Source organism: Mycolicibacterium fluoranthenivorans, assembly GCF_011758805.1.
Lineage (GTDB): Bacteria > Actinomycetota > Actinomycetes > Mycobacteriales > Mycobacteriaceae > Mycobacterium > Mycobacterium fluoranthenivorans.
On the sequence record NZ_JAANOW010000004.1, the window covers coordinates 134243 to 153743 of the forward strand.

The 19501-nt window shown below is 66.9% G+C and carries 17 protein-coding genes; 4 read left to right on the plus strand and 13 right to left on the minus strand.

Annotation, left to right across the window (positions count from 1 at the left end; translation table 11 throughout):
* Positions 1-8: 8 nt before the first annotated feature.
* The 5 genes from FHU31_RS27150 to FHU31_RS27170 all read right to left on the minus strand — a co-directional run bounded on the left by FHU31_RS27150 (position 9) and on the right by FHU31_RS27170 (position 4991).
* A complete protein-coding gene (locus FHU31_RS27150; RefSeq protein ID WP_167163899.1) occupies positions 9-386 on the minus strand; it encodes a hypothetical protein in 378 nt (125 codons plus the stop codon).
* Positions 383-1234, minus strand: a complete 852-nt coding sequence (locus tag FHU31_RS27155) for an alpha/beta fold hydrolase (protein WP_167163901.1) — start codon at positions 1232-1234, stop codon at positions 383-385. The genes FHU31_RS27150 and FHU31_RS27155 overlap by 4 nt, the downstream gene beginning before the upstream one ends.
* Positions 1231-1659, minus strand: coding sequence for a helix-turn-helix domain-containing protein (locus FHU31_RS27160; protein ID WP_167163903.1), 429 nt, complete (start codon positions 1657-1659; stop codon positions 1231-1233). The genes FHU31_RS27155 and FHU31_RS27160 overlap by 4 nt, the downstream gene beginning before the upstream one ends.
* A gap of 78 nt (positions 1660-1737) precedes the next feature.
* Positions 1738-3684, minus strand: a complete 1947-nt coding sequence (locus FHU31_RS27165; RefSeq protein WP_167163904.1) for an MFS transporter — start codon at positions 3682-3684, stop codon at positions 1738-1740.
* A gap of 53 nt (positions 3685-3737) precedes the next feature.
* On the minus strand, positions 3738-4991 hold the full coding sequence (locus FHU31_RS27170; RefSeq protein WP_167163906.1) for a multidrug effflux MFS transporter: 1254 nt from the start codon (positions 4989-4991) through the stop codon (positions 3738-3740).
* 155 nt (positions 4992-5146) lie between these two features.
* Between FHU31_RS27170 and FHU31_RS27175 the strand changes: the two genes are divergently transcribed.
* Positions 5147-5899, plus strand: a complete 753-nt coding sequence (locus FHU31_RS27175) for a hypothetical protein (protein ID WP_167163908.1) — start codon at positions 5147-5149, stop codon at positions 5897-5899.
* Positions 5900-6106: 207 nt separating this feature from the next.
* Complete coding sequence (locus FHU31_RS27180) at positions 6107-9826, plus strand: multifunctional oxoglutarate decarboxylase/oxoglutarate dehydrogenase thiamine pyrophosphate-binding subunit/dihydrolipoyllysine-residue succinyltransferase subunit (protein WP_263988062.1); 3720 nt, start codon at positions 6107-6109, stop codon at positions 9824-9826.
* A 65-nt stretch (positions 9827-9891) separates the two neighbouring features.
* Here FHU31_RS27180 and FHU31_RS27185 read toward each other — a convergent pair whose 3' ends face one another.
* Positions 9892-10257: a DUF732 domain-containing protein gene (locus FHU31_RS27185; protein ID WP_167163912.1), complete on the minus strand. Its 366-nt coding sequence runs from the start codon at positions 10255-10257 to the stop codon at positions 9892-9894.
* A gap of 104 nt (positions 10258-10361) precedes the next feature.
* On the opposite strand from FHU31_RS27185, the gene FHU31_RS27190 reads away from it, so the two are divergent.
* Positions 10362-11186, plus strand: a complete 825-nt coding sequence (locus FHU31_RS27190; protein WP_167163914.1) for an SDR family NAD(P)-dependent oxidoreductase — start codon at positions 10362-10364, stop codon at positions 11184-11186.
* On the opposite strand, the gene FHU31_RS27195 is transcribed toward FHU31_RS27190, so the two are convergent.
* Together FHU31_RS27195 and FHU31_RS27200 are read right to left on the minus strand one after the other, a co-directional pair.
* Entirely contained in the window at positions 11183-12022 is an 840-nt protein-coding gene (locus FHU31_RS27195; protein WP_263988061.1) for a glycine betaine ABC transporter substrate-binding protein, read from the minus strand. The two genes, FHU31_RS27190 and FHU31_RS27195, sit on opposite strands and share 4 nt — an antisense overlap.
* Positions 12023-12030: 8 nt before the next feature.
* Entirely contained in the window at positions 12031-13200 is a 1170-nt protein-coding gene (locus tag FHU31_RS27200; protein WP_167163916.1) for an NAD(P)-dependent malic enzyme, read from the minus strand.
* A 212-nt stretch (positions 13201-13412) separates the two neighbouring features.
* Here FHU31_RS27200 and corA point away from each other — a divergent pair, with 212 nt between their 5' ends.
* Complete coding sequence (gene corA / locus FHU31_RS27205) at positions 13413-14522, plus strand: magnesium/cobalt transporter CorA (RefSeq protein WP_167163918.1); 1110 nt, start codon at positions 13413-13415, stop codon at positions 14520-14522.
* 18 nt (positions 14523-14540) lie between these two features.
* Here corA and FHU31_RS27210 read toward each other — a convergent pair whose 3' ends face one another.
* From FHU31_RS27210 to FHU31_RS27230, 5 genes are read right to left on the minus strand one after another with little or no spacing between them, the layout of a single operon-like run.
* Positions 14541-15134 (minus strand): suppressor of fused domain protein, encoded by a 594-nt coding sequence (locus tag FHU31_RS27210; protein WP_167163920.1) that lies wholly within the window; start codon positions 15132-15134, stop codon positions 14541-14543.
* Positions 15131-16300, minus strand: a complete 1170-nt coding sequence (locus FHU31_RS27215) for an ABC transporter ATP-binding protein (RefSeq protein ID WP_167163922.1) — start codon at positions 16298-16300, stop codon at positions 15131-15133. Before FHU31_RS27215 ends, FHU31_RS27210 begins: the two co-directional genes overlap by 4 nt.
* A 4-nt stretch (positions 16301-16304) precedes the next feature.
* Positions 16305-17141, minus strand: a complete 837-nt coding sequence (locus tag FHU31_RS27220) for a carbohydrate ABC transporter permease (RefSeq protein WP_167163924.1) — start codon at positions 17139-17141, stop codon at positions 16305-16307.
* Positions 17138-18028 (minus strand): carbohydrate ABC transporter permease, encoded by an 891-nt coding sequence (locus FHU31_RS27225; protein ID WP_167163926.1) that lies wholly within the window; start codon positions 18026-18028, stop codon positions 17138-17140. Before FHU31_RS27225 ends, FHU31_RS27220 begins: the two co-directional genes overlap by 4 nt.
* On the minus strand, positions 18025-19392 hold the full coding sequence (locus tag FHU31_RS27230) for an ABC transporter substrate-binding protein (protein ID WP_208411487.1): 1368 nt from the start codon (positions 19390-19392) through the stop codon (positions 18025-18027). Before FHU31_RS27230 ends, FHU31_RS27225 begins: the two co-directional genes overlap by 4 nt.
* Positions 19393-19501 lie beyond the last annotated feature (109 nt).

Below are 19501 nucleotides of genomic sequence, written 5' to 3' on the forward strand. Positions count from 1 at the left end.
CCCTGCTGTCATGTAGCGAGGTAGGTGCGCAGGATGTCCGCTTTACGTTGAAGGCGTTCGGCGGCATCGTGTTGGCGCATCGAGCGGTATTGCTCGCCGTGTGTCTCGTATTCGCAAATGAGGTCTCCAACGATGACCTGGATATCCGACATGCCCAGCTCACGTCTTGGCGCTTCAGTTGATCCGACTCCCGGCGAGGAATGGGCGATGGTGCCGTCAGTGGATTGTGGTGATTTCGGCCCTGGGTGAACGGCTTCGGCATTATCGATCGCGGCGATCATGGTTCGCAGCGTTGAGATCATCTCGGATTGGCGCGATTTGAGCGCGGCGCGAAGGTCGCGGCGTAGTCGATCGCGGAAGGCCGACGAGTCTTGGGTGGGCTTCACGGTTTCGCGCCTTGACTCAGAAACGTGTGAAGTTCATCGCCGTCATCGACGGTGCCGTGGCCCACATCGGCGAGGACTTTGATTGATGCCGTGGGCTGTAGGCGTGTCAAGCGCGCGGCGGTGTCGCGCGAGCTGATCATGCGGTCGCGTGCACCCAGCGCGACGAAAAGTGGTGCGGTGATGGACTTCAGGTCCGTGTCGGAGAAGACGGGCAGCGTGTCGTGGCGGGGACGGTAGTTGCGGTGGATCGCAAGCATGTAGTCGATGACGGGATCGGGGATGTTGCCCGGTCCAAGCACGATCCGAAGGGCAAGACGCGTACCGCGGTCTCCGAATGGCATGAGGGCCAGTGCGGCGAACACGGCACCGTAGCGTTGGCGGCCGATACCGCCCGGGGCGCGCAGCGCCAGTCGTTGGACGCGGCCGGTCCGGCGGATCGCGTAATCGGTTGCCAGCCAACCACCCAACGACACCCCTACCAGGGCAGCTGTGTCGACGCCCAACCCATCGAGGACGTCGTCGAGCCACAGTGCATAGGCGTCGGAGCTTCGTGGCGGTCGAGATGGTGCGCTCAATCCGGGCTCGCCAATGACGTCGACCATGTACAGCCTGTGGGTCAGTGACCAGCGCGGCGCGTCAGCGTGCCAGATCGCGCTGTTGCTTCCCGCGCCATGCAGCAATACGACCGGTGGCGCCTCGGTGGGTCCGCAGTCCACGACGAAGGTCTCGCCCTCGCGTGTGGCGACGGTGCGCTGTCGCAGCGGAACGGTCCAGCGCTGAAGGTGCTCGCGGTAGCGGCTCTCGACTGCCCGCTGGCCCGATAGTGAGCGGTAGACCTCGGTTTTCACATCTCGGCCTGACGTGTCAACGCGCCTATCAAGCCAAGGGCAACTGAGGTCGATTCCAGATCGCCGACGACGAAGACGGTGAGACGGCAAGCAGATTCGTCATACGTAGAGTGGACGCTGAGCTGCCCTGTGGAGTGGCTTGAGTTGCCGACCGCTGCAGCGGTCAGGTGGGTCGTGATCCGATCCATCGTGAGGCGGTCGACATCATTGATGTGCACGACGGTTGATACGTGCGCATCCGGGCTCCTGGTCGGTTTATCGCCTATCACGCCGGCGAAGGCCCGCAAATCCTGCTCGGCGATCCGGTACTGCTTGCCGACCCGCGCGGCCGGCAGGCGGCCGTCTCGGATATACCCACGCACGGTCCGCACGTGCAGCCCGAGAATGTCGGCCACCTGTTCGGCCGAGTACACGGCAACACTCATCGTCACAAACTACCTCATCGTTCCCTTTTGTGACCACCAATAGGGAATGATAGGGACATATTCGGAGGTGACCGGCCGTCACTCGTCGCGGGAGTGCCTGCCTCGACTGGGGCGCGAATGCCTGCCCTCCGATGGCGCATCGGCCTCATCGTCGGACGGCGGTAAGGGCTGGAGCCAGCCGCCCTGATCAGCGTGGAAACCGTTGTGCGGGTGCGCGATCTGGTCCACCGGACGGTCCGCGAGCAGATCGTCGAGGATGCTGCGCCACGCGCGATCGGTTTCCGGTTCTGGTTCCGGTTCCGGTTCGGCGTGCTGCCAGGTGTCGGCGGGCGCGGGCAGCGGGTGTTCGACATGGGCATACAGCGGCTCGGTCATCGACTCATCCGCCATACCGTCGACGACGGGGAGCAGGTCAGTCGGCGCGTCGGCGCCGGTGCTGCGGACGGCCGGCTCAGCCCAGTCCACCGTGTACTCGATGTAGTCGTCCTCGTCGTGCCAGTGCTCGTCCACGGAATGCTGGGGCGGCGGGGCCGGGAGTCGCGGCGCGGGCAGACCGGTGACCAACCGTGGCGCGCCGACGCTGCCGCGCAGGAACAGCGCGGCGACCACCCCGAACAACGCCACGAATGCGGGCAGCAACAGCGACTGGGACAGCGCCGCCGAGAACGGCTCACGCAGGAAGTCCGGCAGCACGGTGGCCTGCCCCTCGGCACCGGCGGGTGCGGCGCCGCCTGCCGGCATCTCGGCCCCGATCCGCGAGGTCATGAACGCCGCCATCCCGGCACTGCCGAGCACCGAGCCGACCTGACGGGTGGTGTTGTAGACGCCCGACCCGGCGCCGGCGAGGTGGGGCGGCAGGTTGCGGGTCGCGGTGGCCGCCAGCGGTGACCAGATGAATGCCATCCCCGCTCCCATCACCGTCAGCGGGAGCAGCAACCGCCAGATGGGTGTGCTGGGCGTCAACTCGATCGACAACCAGGTCAGCCCGATCGCCATGGCCGCGAAACCGAACCCGATGATCGGCGCGGGATGCGCCCGGTCGACGATGCGCCCCACGACCGGTGCCAGCACACCCGTCGCGATGGCCATCGGTGCGGTGAGCAATGCCGACCGGGTGTAGGACAACCCGCACACCGCGGGCGCATAGAACATGACCGGCAGGATCATCGCGGTCACCGTGAAGCCGATCACGGCGATGCCGACATTCGACAGGGTGAAGTCGCGGTCCCGGAAGATCGTCAGCGGGATCAGCGGCTCGCGCGGGTTGACGGCCTGCCAGTAGACGAATGCGGCCATGAACCCCGTGCCCGCGACGATGGTGGCCCAGATCCACGGCGCCCAGTGGTGCGACTGCCCCTCTTGCAGTCCGAACACGATGAGGAACATCGCGATACCGGACAGCGCGACGCCCAGCACGTCGAAACTGTGCTTCTTGGTGGGTAATACCGGAACCAGCCATACCGCCAGCGCCAAGCCGAGCACACCGATCGGCACGTTGACGAAGAAGATCCACTGCCAGCCCAGCCCGTCGACCAGGACGCCCCCGGCCAGCGGCCCGACCAGGGTGGCCACCCCGGCGGTGGCACCCCACACACTCATCGCCACACCGCGGCGGTCCGGCGGGAAGATGCGGGTGATCGTCGACAGGGTCTGCGGCGTCAGCAATGCCGCCCCGACACCCTGCACCACCCGCGCGGCGATCAGCATCTCGATCGACCCGGACAGGCCGCACCACAGCGAAGCCAGGGTGAAGACCCCCAGCCCCAGCAGGTAAAGGTTCTTGGGGCCGAACCGGTCACCGAGCCGGCCGGCCACCAACAGCGGTACGGCGTAGGCCAGCAGATAGGCGCTGGTCACCCAGATGACACCGTCGTAGTCGGTCGACAGCGCCTCCATGACGCGTTTGTTGGCCACGGCGACGATCGTCGAGTCGACGAGGATCATGAAGAACCCGACCAACATCGCCCACAGGGCGTGCCAGGGGTTGGCCGGGCGCACGCGTTGCTCAGTCAGGATTTCGGGCATCTACTCGGGGTGTCGAAGAGGCGGCGCGACCGATGCGCCGTACTGCCGACAACTTACGCCGCGTCGGCGACAGGCTCGCCGGCCGGCACATCCTCGGACTCCGCGGTGGCGGACCCGACCGCCAGCAGCGCGAAGAGTGCGACACTCGAACCGACGACCATCACCAGTGCGAGCGCGAACTCGTTGTTGCCGAGCACCCCGACCAGTGGCGCCACGGCAGCCCCCAGTCCGAACTGGGCCGCACCCAACAGCGCGGCCGCCGTCCCCGCCGCGTCGGAATGTCTGGACAGTGCCACCGCGGGCGCGTTCGGGATGACCAGACCCATGGCGGCAAGGATCAGCCAGATCGGTACCAGGAAGCCCCACAGTCCCCCGACGTGGCCGAGCGCCAGCGCGACGAACACCGCTGCGGTGACCGCCGACACGGTCAGGGCCGACACCGTGATGGTCTGCGGCGTGAACCGCTTGAGCAGCAGCACGTTGGCCTGAGTCGCGCCGATTAGTGCGACCGCCCCGGCGGCGAACACCAGCGCGAAGGTCTGCTGGTCCAGCCCGTAGCGCCCCTGCAGCACGAACGGCGCCGCGGCGATATAGCCGAACAGTCCGGCCATGCCGAGGGCGGCGACCAGAACCAGGATGACGAACCGCACGTCACGCAGCAGCTCACCGTAGGTCGCGAGGATATTGCGCACGTGCAGCGGACGCCGATGTGATACCGGCAGGGTCTCGGGCAGTGCCAGCGCGGCCATCAGCAGAAGGGCGCCGGCCAGCACCACCAGTGCGGCGAACACCCAGTGCCAGGAGGCCTTGAGTAGCACGACAGCCCCCAGGGACGGCGCGATCACCGGCGCCACACCGAGCACGAGCATCAGCCGCGACATCACCGTGGCCGCGGCGGTACCCGTGTACAGATCACCGACCACGGCGATCGCGACGACCGATGCGGCTGCCGCTCCGACGCCCTGCAGCCCGCGGCCGAGCCCCAGCACGACGATATTCGGCGCGAACAGGCATATCAGGGACGCGACCATGTGCAGCACGATCCCGGCCATCAGCGGCCGGCGCCGGCCCAGCGAATCCGACAACGATCCGACCACCAGCTGGCCCAGGGCCAGCCCGGCCAGGGTCCCGGTCAGGGTCAGCTGCACCACCGAGGAGGACACCGACAAGTCTCCGGCGATGCGCGGCAGGGCAGGCAGGTACATATCGATGGTGAGCGGGCCGAGCGCGATCAGCAGCCCCAGCACCGTGATGATCCGGATGCGGCTGGGGGCTTGGATCGCTTCCACGCTCACGGATGTTGCCACGGTCAGAGGCAGCGCCGCACGTCCGTTTTTTCTTCCGCGCTGGGCGAACAGTGACTGCCGTCACGTTCGGGCACCGACGCTTCGGCATCGGTCGTTGACGAGAAGTTAGCCTTGTTGTGCATACAGGGCACGGGATCTGCACAGGAGACACAGCGATGAACGCTCGGTCCAACACCACGAGCCGGCTTCCGGCCACCCGTGACGGCGTCGACGAGGATCCCAGCGCAGCCGCCAAGGCCCTTTCCCAACTCCTGGAACGCAGCACCCGGTTGCAGGCGCCCGCGGTCACCGCCTACGTCCGCCGCCTGCGCGACAAGAAGCCCGACGCCACCCCCGCCGAGATCATCACCAGCCTGGAGAAGCACTACCTGGCCGCGGTGATGGCCAGCGGCGCGGCGGTCGGGTCGGCCGCGGCGTTCCCCGGTATCGGCACGCTGGCCGCCCTGTCCGCGGTGGCAGGCGAGACCGTGGTGTTCCTGGAGGCGACCGCCGTCTTCGTCCTGGCAGTGGCCGAGGCACACGGCATCCCGGCCGAGCATCGGGAACGGCGCCGCGCCCTGGTGCTGGCGGTGCTGGTCGGCGATGACAGCAAGCATGCGGTGGCCGACCTGCTGGGCAGCGGGCGCACCAGCGGCGCCTGGCTGTCCGACGGTGCCGCGACACTGCCGTTGCCCGCGGTGTCCCAGCTGAACAACAGGCTGCTGCGGTTCTTCGTGAAGAAGTACACGCTCAAGCGCGGCGCGATCGCCTTCGGAAAACTGCTGCCGGTCGGCATCGGTGCCGTCGTCGGCGGGGTGGGCAACCGGCTGATGGGTAAGAAGATCATCGGCAACGCCAGCCGGGCATTCGGTAATCCGCCGCCGCGCTGGCCGTCCACCTTGCTCGTTCTGCCCGCGCCGCGTCCGTAGAACCGGACATATCGACCCACATGCCACTGACATAACCGGCCATATGTCAGCTCGGGTCACCGGCCTGGTACGTCAGCCCGATGTGCCTGGTCGCGCCGCGACCGGAAGCGATAGCCTTGTTGCGGCCGAGCGCGGATATCCGCACACACGTGGTGGGCTCGTCACACACGCCCGCCGTGACAGATGGAATCGAGGCGAAGAACTGCCGTGACCAGTTCCCCATCCCCCTTCGGACAGAACGAGTGGCTGGTCGAGGAGATGTATCGCAAGTTCCGCGAAGATCCCTCCTCGGTAGACCCCAGTTGGCATGAATTCCTCGTCGACTACTCGCCCGAACCGGTGACCGAGACGGTCGCCACCAACGGTGCCGCCGCCCGCCCCGCTCCCGCCGCTGCGGCCGCCCCTTCACCGGCGCCGGCGCCGGCGAAGGCTGCACCCACCAAGGCCGCGGCCCCGGCCCCGGCTTCTCCCGCCGCCCCGGCCCCGGCCAAGGCCTCTCCCGCCGCCGCACAGGCAAAGCCCGCCGAGGACTCCGAGGTCTCGGTGCTGCGCGGCGCCGCCGCGGCCGTGGTGAAGAACATGAACGCCTCGTTGGAGGTCCCCACCGCCACCAGCGTGCGGGCCATCCCGGCCAAGCTGATGATCGACAACCGCGTGGTCATCAACAACCATCTCAAGCGCACCCGCGGCGGCAAGATCAGCTTCACCCACCTGCTGGGATACGCGATCGTGCAGGCCGTCAAGAAGTTCCCGAACCTGAACCGGCACTTCGCCGAGGTGGACGGTAAGCCGAGTGTCGTCACACCCGCGCATACGAACCTGGGCCTGGCCATCGACCTGCAGGGCAAGGACGGCAAGCGCCAGCTCGTCGTGGCGGCCATCAAGCGTTGCGAGACAATGCAATTCGGCCAGTTCATCGCCGCCTACGAGGACATCGTGCGGCGCGCCCGCGACGGCAAGCTCACCGCCGAGGACTTCGCGGGCGTGACGATCTCGCTGACCAACCCGGGCACCATCGGCACCGTGCACTCGGTGCCGCGGCTGATGAGCGGCCAGGGCGCGATCATCGGCGCCGGCGCCATGGAGTACCCCGCCGAATTCCAGGGTGCCAGCCCGGAACGCATCGCCGATCTGGGTATCGGCAAGCTCATCACGCTGACGTCGACATACGACCACCGCATCATCCAGGGTGCGGAATCCGGCGACTTCCTGCGCACCATCCACCAGCTGCTGCTCGACGACGACTTCTTCGACGAGATCTTCCGCGAACTGGGCATCCCCTACGAGCCGGTGCGCTGGCGTATCGACAACCCGGACTCGATCGCCGACAAGAACGCCCGCATCATCGAGCTGATCGCCGCCTACCGCAACCGCGGTCACCTGATGGCCGATATCGACCCGCTGCGCCTGGACAAGACCCGGTTCCGCAGCCACCCCGACCTGGACGTGCTCACCCACGGCCTGACCCTGTGGGACCTGGACCGCGAGTTCAAGGTCGACGGGTTCGCCGGCAAGGAGTACAAGAAACTGCGCGATGTGCTGTCGGTGCTGCGCGACGCCTACTGCCGCCACGTCGGTGTCGAGTACACCCACATCCTGGAGCCCGAGCAGCAGAAGTGGTTGCAGGAGCGGATCGAGGTCAGGCACGAGAAGGCGACCGTCGCCGAGCAGAAGTACATCCTGAGCAAGCTCAACGCCGCCGAAGCGTTCGAGACCTTCCTCCAGACCAAATACGTTGGGCAGAAGCGCTTCTCACTGGAAGGCGCCGAGACCGTCATCCCGATGATGGACGCCGCCATCGACCAGGCCGCCGAGCACGGGCTCGACGAGGTGGTCATCGGCATGCCGCACCGCGGCCGGCTCAACGTGCTGGCCAACATCGTCGGCAAGCCCTACGTGCAGATCTTCAGCGAGTTCGAGGGCAACCTGAATCCGTCGCAGGCGCACGGTTCCGGTGACGTGAAGTACCACCTCGGCGCGAGCGGCACCTACATCCAGATGTTCGGGGACAACGACATCGAGGTCTCGCTGGTCGCCAACCCCAGCCACCTCGAGGCCGTCGACCCGGTGCTCGAGGGCCTGGTGCGCGCCAAGCAGGACCTGCTGGACTCCGCAGAAGGGGCAGACGGCGGCTCCGAGAAGTTCTCCGTGGTGCCGATGATGCTGCACGGCGACGCCGCGTTCGCGGGTCAGGGCGTGGTGGCCGAGACGCTGAACCTGGCGCTGCTGCGCGGGTACCGCACCGGCGGCACCATCCACATCATCGTCAACAACCAGATCGGCTTCACCACCTCGCCGCAGGACTCGCGCTCCAGCGAGTACTGCACCGACGTCGCGAAAATGGTTGGCGCACCGATCTTCCACGTCAACGGTGACGACCCGGAAGCCTGCGTGTGGGTGGCCCGGCTGGCCATGGAGTTCCGCCAGCAGTTCAAGAAGGACGTCATCATCGACATGCTGTGCTACCGCCGCCGCGGGCACAACGAAGGCGATGACCCCTCGATGACGCAGCCCGAGATGTACGACGTGATCGACCACAAGCGCGGCGTCCGCAAGACCTACACCGAAGCACTGATCGGTCGTGGCGACATCTCGATCAAAGAGGCCGAGGATGCCCTGCGCGACTACCAGGGCCAGCTGGAACGCGTCTTCAACGAGGTGCGCGAGCTGGAGAAGCACACCATCGAGCCGAGCGAGTCGGTCGAATCCGACCAGCTCACCCCGAAGGGGCTGAACACCGCGGTCGACAAGTCGCTGCTGGCCCGGATCGGCGACGCCCATCTGTCCGCGCCGGAGGGGTTCAACGTGCACCCGCGGGTGCAGCCCGTCCTCGACAAGCGCCGGGAGATGGCCTACGAGGGCAAGGTCGACTGGGCGTTCGGTGAACTACTGGCGCTGGGAACCCTTGTCGCCGAAGGCAAGACGGTCCGGCTTACCGGTCAGGACGTCCAGCGCGGCACGTTCACCCAGCGCCACGCGGTGATCGTGGATCGCAAGACCGGTGCCGAGTTCACCCCCCTGGACCTGCTGACCGTGGACGTCGACGGCAATCCGACCGGCGGCAAGTTCCTGGTGTACAACTCGGCGTTGTCCGAGTTCGCGGCGGTCGGTTTCGAATACGGCTACTCGGTGGGCGACCCCGACGCCATCGTGTTGTGGGAAGCCCAGTTCGGCGATTTCGTCAACGGTGCGCAGTCCATCATCGACGAGTTCATCTCCTCGGGCGAGGCCAAGTGGGGTCAGCTCTCCGACGTCGTGCTGCTGCTGCCGCACGGTCATGAGGGCCAGGGCCCCGACCACACCTCGGGTCGCATCGAGCGGTTCCTGCAGGTGTGCGCGGAGGGTTCGATGACCGTCGCGATGCCGTCCACCCCGGCCAACTACTTCCACCTGTTGCGCCGGCACGCCCTGGACGGCATCCACCGTCCGCTCATCGTCTTCACGCCGAAGTCGATGCTGCGCAACAAGGCGGCGGTCAGCGATATCAAGGACTTCACCGAGATCAAGTTCCGCTCGGTGCTTGAAGAGCCCGCTTACGAGGACGGTATCGGCGACCGTTCGAAGGTCACACGGGTACTGCTGACCAGCGGCAAGATCTACTACGAGCTGGTCGCGCGGAAGGCCAAGGAGCAGCGCGACGATATCGCGATCGTGCGGATCGAGCAGCTCTACCCGCTGCCCAAGCGCAGGCTGAACGCGACGCTCGACCAGTACCCGAATGCACAGCAGTTCTTCTGGGTACAGGAGGAGCCGGCCAATCAGGGTGCGTGGCCGACGTTCGGGCTGTCGCTGCCGGAGTTGTTGCCGGACAAGCTGTCCGGGATCAAGCGGATCTCGCGGCGGGCCATGAGCGCCCCGTCGTCGGGTAGCTCGAAGGTGCACGCCGTCGAGCAGCAGGAGATCATCGACCAGTCGTTCGCCCCGTAGGACGCCGAATGCAGAAATGCGCGAGATTCCGCTGAGGGATCTCGCGCATTTCTGCGTTGAACGGATCAGAAGCCGGGCAGCCCGAATGGCAGTGGTGAGTTCCCGTTGGCCAGCGCGGCCACCGCGCCCGGGCAGAACGCCTGGATCGCCAGACCGGTGAACATGGTGGCCGGTCCCAGCGGCTGTCCCAGCGTGTCGGCCACATGGGCGGCGGCGTCGGCGGCCTGCTGCCCGGGCTCGGCCAGCATCGGGCATACCGACTGGCCGACCTGTGCGGCAGTGGCCGGGTCGATATCGCCCAGACCGGACGAGCCGAGCGTCGAGACGAAGGAGTCGACACCGTCGTCGGCTTGGGCAGGTGCGGCCATGGACAGCGCGAGAGCGCCAGCGGCCAGCGGTGCCGCCAGGGCGGCAATCCGGGTTCGGTTCATGGTGTAAGTATCGCTGCCGAACCTGTGCGCGTTACCCGATACCTGCGGTATCGGGCGTTCCGGCTAAGCTCGACGCCAGTCAACCGCCTACGCGAGGAGTGTCCATGGAGGGCTTTGCCGGAAAGGTCGCCGTCGTGACCGGCGCCGGGTCGGGGATCGGTCAGGCGCTGGCCGTCGAGCTGGGTCGCTCCGGCGCCAAGCTGGCCATCAGCGATGTCGACCTGGAGGGCTTGGCGGTCACCGAGGAACGTCTGAAGGCGATCGGCGCCCCGGTCAAGGCCGATCGGCTCGACGTCACCGAGCGCGAAGCCTTCGAGCAGTACGCGACCGCGGTCAAGGAGCACTTCGGCGCCGTCCACCAGATCTACAACAACGCGGGCATCGCGTTCACCGGCGACGTCGAGGTCAGCTCCTACAAGGACATCGAGCGCGTCATGGACGTCGATTTCTGGGGTGTCGTCAACGGCACCAAGTCGTTCCTCCCGCATCTGATCGCCTCCGGTGACGGCCACATCGTCAACGTGTCCAGCCTGTTCGGCATCTTCTCGGTACCCGGTCAGGCCGCCTACAATTCGGCGAAGTTCGCGGTGCGTGGGTTCACCGAGGCGTTGCGGCAGGAGATGATCCTGGCCAAGCACCCGGTGAAGGTCACCGCCGTGCACCCCGGCGGTATCAAGACCGCCATCGCCCGCAATGCCGGCGCCGCCGACGGCCTGGACGCCGATCAGCTGGCCAAGATGTTCGACAAGAAGCTCGCGAAGACCACCCCGGAGAAGGCCGCCCGGATCATCCTCGAGGCGGTCCACAAGAACCGGGCGCGGGTGCTCGTCGGCGCGGACGCCAAGGTTCTCGACGTCCTGGTGCGGATCACCGGTTCCGGCTACCAGCGGCTGTTCGCCGGGATGATGGGCCGGATGCTGCCGCGCTAACGCCCCAGCGGGTGCGCGTCCAGATACGCAGCGGCCACCGCACCCGGGTCCTGCCCCGCGGCGACCTCGGCGCGCATCTGCGCCAGCGCATCGGTGTCGAGCACTCCGGCCAGCTCGTTGATCGACCGCACCTGCGGGTCGCTCAAGGTGTTGCGCCGGTAGACCGGCACGACATTCTCCGCTCGCACCAACGCGGTGCGGTCCGACAGCTTCGTCACCTGTTCCGGGACGTCCGGAGCCGCCGCTGAGGTCCAGGCCACGTCGATCTTGCCGTCCCGCAGGGCGGCGAAAAGCGCGTGGTCATCCGGGAATTCACGCGCCTCGGGTAGCGCGCAGCCGGCCAGCGACGTGGGCCCCGGCCGCCCTGCGCGGTAGCCGATCCGCAGCGTGGCGCACCGCTTCAGCAGCGCCACGGTGTCGGTGGCACCCCACTCCCGTGCGGTGCGATCGGTCACCGCGGGCAGCGGCTTGTCCGAGGTGGTGTCCGCAAAGTCGCCGGCCGCCAGCCCCTCCGGGAGCGCGGCCACCATCGAGCGGTAGACCTGCGCCTGCGACCGCGCCGGCGCATCCGGCTCGAATCTGGCGAGCAGGACGCCGGTCAGTCCGGCGGTGACGTCGATGTCACCGGAATCGAGGCCCCCCACCGGATCCTGGGTCACCTCGACGTGCGCGGGACTGCCGTAGAAGCGCAGTGCCGCGGCGTACAGATGCGCCAACAGGGACGACTCGGCGTCGTGCTGGGCGCCGACGGCCACCGACCGCGGCGGCGGGGGCGCCGAGCAGCCGGCGACCACCACTGCCACAGCGGCCACCAGCGCCACCGCGAACCGGTGCACGAGCCGACTCAGACTCCGGAAGCTTCCGCTACCGCGGCGGCCACCGCCGGGCCCACCCGCGGGTCCAACGCACTCGGCACGATGTGGTCGACGGCGAGATCGTCACCGACGACCGAGAAGATGGCGTGCGCCGCAGCGACTTTCATCTCCTCGGTGATACGCCGCGCACCCGCGTCGAGCGCACCCCGGAACACCCCGGGGAAGGCCAGCACGTTGTTGATCTGGTTGGGGAAGTCACTGCGGCCGGTCGCGACGACGGCGGCATACTTACGGGCCGCGTCCGGGTGGATCTCGGGATCCGGGTTGGACAGTGCGAACACGATGCCACCGGGCGCCATCGTCGCGATGAGCTCCTCGGGAACCAGACCTGCCGACACACCCAGGAAGACGTCGGCGCCGCTGAGCGCCTCGGCCGCCCCACCGGTGAGACCGCGGGGGTTGGTCCGTTGCGCCAACTCGGCCTTGAAGGAATTCAGGTCGCTGCGATCGGATGCGACGATGCCCTTGCTGTCCAGCACGACGATATCCGTGATGCCGCTGTTGAGCAGGATGTTCGTGCACGCGACGCCGGCCGCACCCGCACCGGACACCACGACCTTCAGATCGTGGATGTCCCGGTCGAGCGCCTTGACCGCACCCAGCAGCGCCGCGAGGACCACGATGGCGGTGCCGTGCTGATCGTCGTGCATGACGGGGCAGTCCAGGGCCTCGATGACCCGGCGCTCGATCTCGAAGCAACGCGGCGCGGAGATGTCCTCGAGGTTGACCGCACCGAAGGTCGGGCGCAGCCGGATCAGGGTCTCCACGATCTCGTCGGGATCCTTGGTGTCCAGCACGATCGGGATGGAGTCGAGCCCACCGAACGTCTTGAACAGCGCGCTCTTGCCCTCCATGACGGGCAGCGAGGCGGCGGGTCCGATGTCACCGAGGCCGAGCACGGCGCTGCCGTCGCTGACGACGGCGACCAGGCGATTGGCCCAGGTGTATTTCTTCGCCAGGGTCACATCCGCGGCGATCGCGCGGCTGACCTGCGCGACGCCCGGGGTATAGGCGATGGACAGGGCGCGCTGGGTGTCCAGCGGCTCGTTCAACGCGACCGAGAGCTTTCCGCCCTCATGGGCGGCGAAGATCTCGGCATCGTCGATAACTACTTGCGGGGTTCGCACCAATTCGGCCACGGCGACCACGGTAACTCACCCCCGGAACTCACACGGGCAGGTTCCCCCCTCGTGAGAAGACCGAAAAATGCGCTTTACGTCGAGAAACAGGCTACCCACGGGTAGGTTCCCAGCGAGTAGCCAGCTTCCGATGACGGGTATCGGACACCCGCGCCGCGTAGCATTCCATCGGTTCCCCACTGGGACTACGCGCTCTGACACGGAGGTTTGCGATGCCCTCATTCCGCGCGTTGCCGCCGTCCCTGCTACGCCCAGGGGTACGCAAGGCGGTTTCGGCTCCCGACGCACGTTCCATTCACGTACCGGTCGCGCGCGCGATGGTTGACTGCGGCGTGTACGTCGACGGTGTCCGGCTGCCCGGCAAGTACACCCACGCCGCCGCGCTGACCAAGGTGCGCGAACTGGAGGCGCAGGGTAACTGCCAGGCGTTCGTCTGGGTCGGCCTGCACGAGCCCGATGGGCACCAGATGCAGGCGGTGGCCGATGTGTTCGGCCTGCACGAACTGGCGGTCGAGGATGCGGTGCACGCGCACCAACGTCCCAAGCTGGAGCGCTACGACAACACCCTGTTCCTGGTTCTCAAGACGATCATGTACGTCGAGCACGAGTCGGTGGCCAAGGCCCGGGAGATCGTCGAAACCGGCGAGATCATGGTCTTCGTGGGCCCGGACTTCGTGGTGACGGTCCGGCACGGCGATCACGGCGGCCTGGCCGGGGTGCGCAAGCGCATGGACAGCACACCCGCCAACTGCGCGCTGGGCCCCTACGCCGTCCTGCATGCGATCGCCGATCACGTCGTGGACCACTACCTCGAAGTCACCGACCTCGTCGAACTCGATATCGATGCGATGGAGGAGAACGTCTTCTCCCCCACCAGCGAGACCGATATCGAGCACATCTACCTGCTCAAGCGGGAAGTGGTCGAGATGCGCCGAGCCGTCGGCCCGCTGAACCTCGCCCTGCAACGACTCGGCAGCGACCACAACGACCTGATCTCCAAGGAGGTCCGGCGCTACATCCGCGACGTCGTCGACCACAACATCCAGGCCGCGGACCGGATCGCCAGCTATGACGAGGTGCTCAGCTCGCTGGTCCAGGCCGCCCTGGGCAAAGTGGGGATGCAGCAGAACACCGATATGCGCAAGATCTCGGCCTGGGTGGCGATCGCCGCCGTGCCCACCGCGATGGCCGGCATCTACGGGATGAACTTCGACAACATGCCCGAACTGCATTGGACGTTCGGCTATCCGATGGTGCTGCTGGTGATGGCGACGGTGTGTCTGGTGCTGCACCGCACCTTCCGCCGCAACAACTGGCTCTGAGTCCCCCGTCGACGCAGCTCAGGACGGCGAGGACGCGCGCCGGTGGGCGTCGAGAACATCGACCCCGTCGGTGCGCCACGCCTCGCGCATGGCCTCGGCACCCTTCAGACGCACCCAGGCCGCCTCGGTCGGGGTGATCGGGGTCGCGGCCAGGAACCGCACCGGCGCCATCGGTTCGGGTAGCACCAGATCGCTGATCTCGCCGGGCCCCAACAGAAACGCGGTGAAGGGGGCCCCCTCGAAAAGGGGAGCGCTGAGGTCCACCAGGGCATCGGCGTCCAGCACCAGACCTTCGACGGCAGGTGCGGCGGCCAGTACGGCAACGGATTTCGCCAACCCCGTCGGGGTGGGCGCCCGCAGGGACACCACCACCTCCGCGCGCGGGCCGATCTCGGGGTCGGCCAGGAAATCCGTCGGGTCCGCCATGGCCTGCCGGGAACAGCCCAGCGACACAAAGTGATTCACCCGGTCACCATCGGGACCGAAGCGCAGTACATCGATCCGGTCGGCACCGAGGAAGGTGATGCTGGCTTCCGACGGGTCACCGAGCACGCCGGCACCGGTGAAGTGCGCGCTCAGATGCGCGCGGACCGCGGCTAGCGGGCTGGTCACGCGATGGACAGGTTGGCGCCGGTCGCCGCGTCGAAGATCATCAGCTTGGAGACATCCAGTGCCAACTCCGCCTTCTGCCCCGCCTTCACCTGAGACGACGCCGAAACCCGTGCCACGAACTCGTTTTCGCCGGTCCCGGACTCCGCGGCCAACTGAGCGAGCTGCGCCGCCCGGGCACCCTCACCCTCGGTGCGGAAATGCAGGTACTTCTCGGCGCCCAGCGACTCGACCAGATCCACCGTCACCTCGAAGACGTGCGCCCGGATCCGGGCATAGGAATCGATCGCGGCGGCGTCGTCGAAATGTTCGGGGCGCACCCCGACGATGAGCTCGGCCACCTGCTTCTGGGCCAGGGCCGCATGCGTCACCGGACCCTCCACGGGCAACGGCACCTCGCCGAACGGCAACCGCAGCCCGACATCGGTGAGGGTGGCCGGGAAGAAGTTCATCGCGGGGGAACCGATGAATCCCGCGACGAACAGGTTCACCGGGCTGTTGTAGAGCTCGTCGGGTGTGCCGATCTGCTGGACGACGCCGGCCAGCATCACCACCACCCGGTCCCCGAGCGTCATCGCCTCGGTCTGGTCGTGGGTGACATAGACGGTGGTGGTGCCCAGCCGGCTCTGCAGACGCGCGATCTCGGTACGCATCTGCACACGCAGCTTGGCGTCCAGGTTCGAGAGCGGCTCGTCCATCAGGAAGGCCTTGGGGCTGCGCACGATCGCGCGGCCCATCGCCACCCGCTGCCGCTGACCACCGGAGAGCTGCGCCGGACGCCGATCCAGAAGTGCGGTCAGATCGAGGATCTTCGCGGTCTCCTCCACCTTCGCCGCGATCTCGGCCTTCGGCAGCTTGGCCAAGGTGAGCGGGAACGCGATGTTCTGCCGCACGGTCATGTGCGGGTAGAGCGCATAGGACTGGAACACCATCGCGATATCGCGGTCCTTGGGCTGCTTGTCGTTGACCCGCTCACCGCCGATGCGCAGTTCGCCGGAGCTGATGTCCTCCAGGCCCGCGATCATGTTGAGCGTGGTCGACTTCCCGCACCCGGACGGCCCCACCAGGATCAGGAACTCGCCGTCGTTGATGGTCAGCGACAGATCCTGCACTGCCACAGCCCCATTGGCGTAACTCTTGGTGACGTGGTCCAAAACGATCTCGGCCATGGAGCTACCCCTTCACCGCACCGGAGGTCAACCCGGCCACGATCCGTCGCTGGAAAATCAGAACAAAGATGATGATGGGCACCGTGATGACCATCGCCCCGGCGGCGATGGACCCGGTGGGTTCCTCGAATTGCGAACTGCCGGTGAAGTTGGCGATCGCCACCGGCGCGGTGATGGCCCGCGGGGTGGCCGTCAGCGACAGCGCCAACAGCAGGTCGTTCCAGGCGAAGATGAACACCAGGATCGCCGCGGTGACGATGCCCGGTGCGGCCAGCGGTGCAATGACCTTGCGGAACGCCTCACCCGGGGTGGCGCCGTCCATCTTGGCGGCCTTCTCCAGATCCCAGGGGATCTCTTTGAAGAACGCGCTCATCGTGTAGATCGCCAGCGGCAGCGCGAAGGTGATGTAAGGGATGATCAGCCCGGGCCAGGTGTCGAACAGCCCGATCCGGCGCTCGATGTTGAAGATCGGTGTCACCAGCGAGATCTGCGGGAACATCGCGATCAGCAGTGCCACGCCGACCAGCACCCGCTTACCCGGGAACGCCAGCCGGGCAATGGCGTAGGCCGCCATTCCACCGATGGTCACCGCGATCACCGTGGTGATCAGACCGATCCCGATCGAGTTGATCAGCGCCGAGCTGAAGATGTCGCCGGTGAAGATGCCCTTGTAGTTGTCGAAGGTGATCTCCGACGGAATGAACTTGCCGTCCTTGACCGTTGACGTCGGCTTGAGCGACAGCGACAGGATCCACAGCACCGGGATGAGCGCGTAGAGCACCACCAGGACGTTCACCACGGCCCAGCCGGTCGCCCGGCCGGGACTGACCCGCTCGCTCATCGGGCACCTTCCTCGTCAGCGCCGGGCGCCGCCGCGCCGAAGATCTTGATGTAGATGAACGCGATGACGGCGACCGACAAGAAGATCAGCACGCTGATCGCCGACCCGAGCCCGAGGTTGAACGCCTTGAACAGGTTGTCGTAGCCCAGGATCGACACCGAGCCGGTGTCGTTGGCCCCGCCCGTCAGCACGTAGATGTTGTCGAAGATCCGGAACGCGTCCAGGGTCCGGAACAGCAGCGCCACCAGGATCGCCGGTTTGATCAGCGGGATGGTCACCTTCGTCAGACGCTTCCAGCCGCCGGCGCCGTCGACCTGGGCGGCGTTGAGCAGATCCTGGGGCACCAGGGCCAGGCCGGCCAGTAGCAGCAGCGCCATGAACGGCGTCGTCTTCCACACCTCGGCCAGGACCACGACGGCCAACGACGGGATCTGCTCGGTGAGCGGGGCGGTCCCGGTGGGCAACAGGTTGGCCAGATAGCCGGTGCCCGGTGTCCAGGCGTAGTACCAGCTGTAGGACGCGGCGACGGTCACGATGCCGTACGGCACCAGGATCGCGGTGCGCACGACGCCCTTGCCGAAGATGGTCCGGTGCATCACCAGGGCCAGCGCCATGCCGAGCACGAACTCGATGGCGACCGAGACCACCGTGATCGCCAGCGTGACGACGAACGCCGTCCACCAGTACCGGTCGGTGAGGATGGTGACGTAGTTGTCGATCCCGACGAACTTCGTGTCCTCGGGTGCGGCCAGGTTGTAGCGCTGCAGGCTCAGCCACACCGCGTAGGCGATCGGATAGGCCGTCACCACCAGCATCAGGACGACGGCCGGGCTGATCAGCCAGTAGGCGAGCCGGCGCTGCGAGGCGCGGTCATCGACGGAGGTCATGGGATGAGCCCCTTACCGTCGATCGCCTGCTGCACCTGGCGAGCCAGTTCATCGGCGGTGCGTTCCGGATCGATGGCGGTGATCGGCGCAAGCGTGGCCGAGATGCGCGTCGACACCGACTGGTAGACCGGCGTGGCCGGCCGCACGGCGGCGTTGGTGAGTTGCTGGCGGATGATCTCGTACTGCGGGTACTTCTTCTGGAACTCGGGATCGTCGTACAGCGATGTCCGCACCGCGGGCAACCCACCCTCCACCGAGGTGTAGCGCTGGTTGTCCACGCTGCGCAGGCAGCGGATGGCCTCGAACGCCTCGGCCTTGTGCTGTGTGTTGCGCCCGACGGCGAGGTTGAGGCCGCCGAGGGTCACCCGGGCCTGCTCCCCCGGCGTGACCGCGGGGTAGGGCGCGAAACCGAACACCTTCTTACTGGCGTCGTAGGCGATGTCGAACTGCTCATCGGTCGGCGAGAAGGTGCCGACGTCGTTGATGGCACCCTTCATCGCCGGATCCTCACTCAGCGGCAGGAAGCTCACCCCGCCCTTGGTGGCGTTCTCCAGCATGGACGGCAGCACGAACGGCCAGTTGACCTCCAGAGCAGCTTTGCCCTGTTCGAGGGCCAGCCGCGCGGTGCCCTCATCGGTCTGGGTGATCGACGGGTCCGCACCCGGCGCGGTGGCAACCGATTTGATGATGGACAACGCCTTCACCGTGGCGGCGCGGTGTTCGGGGGTATCGGTGAGCGTGACGGTCTTGCCGTCGTCGGAGAGCACCTGCCCGCCCGCGCTCTGCAGCAACGTGTTGAACCACACCACCAGACCTTCGTACTGCTTGGCCTGCACGGCGATCCAGCTCGGCCCGCCCTCGTTGTGCAGGCGGGTGGCCTCGGCCACCATGGCGTCCCAGGTGACCGGTGGTTCATTCATCAAATCTGCTCGGTACCAAAGTAATTGGGTGTTCGTGGTAATCGGGGCGGCGTAAAGTTTGTCCTGCCAACGCGACGTGGCCAGCGGACCGGGCAGCGTATTGCCCTCCGCATCGGCAACGGCCTGGCCCGCGGGATCATCCGACAACGGCAACACCCAACCGGCTTCGGCGAATTCGGCGGTCCACACCACGTCGAGTGCCATCACATCGAGCGATTTGTCGTTCCCGGTGAGCCGTCGTGCCAGCTGCAATCGCTGGTCGTCGGCGGCTTTGGGCAAGGACACCTGCTTGATGGTGAAGCGCCCGCCGAGTTGTTCGTTGCACCGTTTGGCGACCGCGGTGAAGGTGGCCATCTCGCTTGCCGGGGTGTAGTAGCTGACGACGATGCCGTCATTCTTGGCGCCACATGCCGAGACCACCGACCCGGCCGTGAGCGCGGCCATCACCGCAGCGCACAGTCGTCGTGCCCGCACTACCGGCCTCCCGTCTTGTCGGGAACCTCCCGCGGGCAAACCGTAGAGCTATTCAGACGTGATATGCAACCGTTTCCGC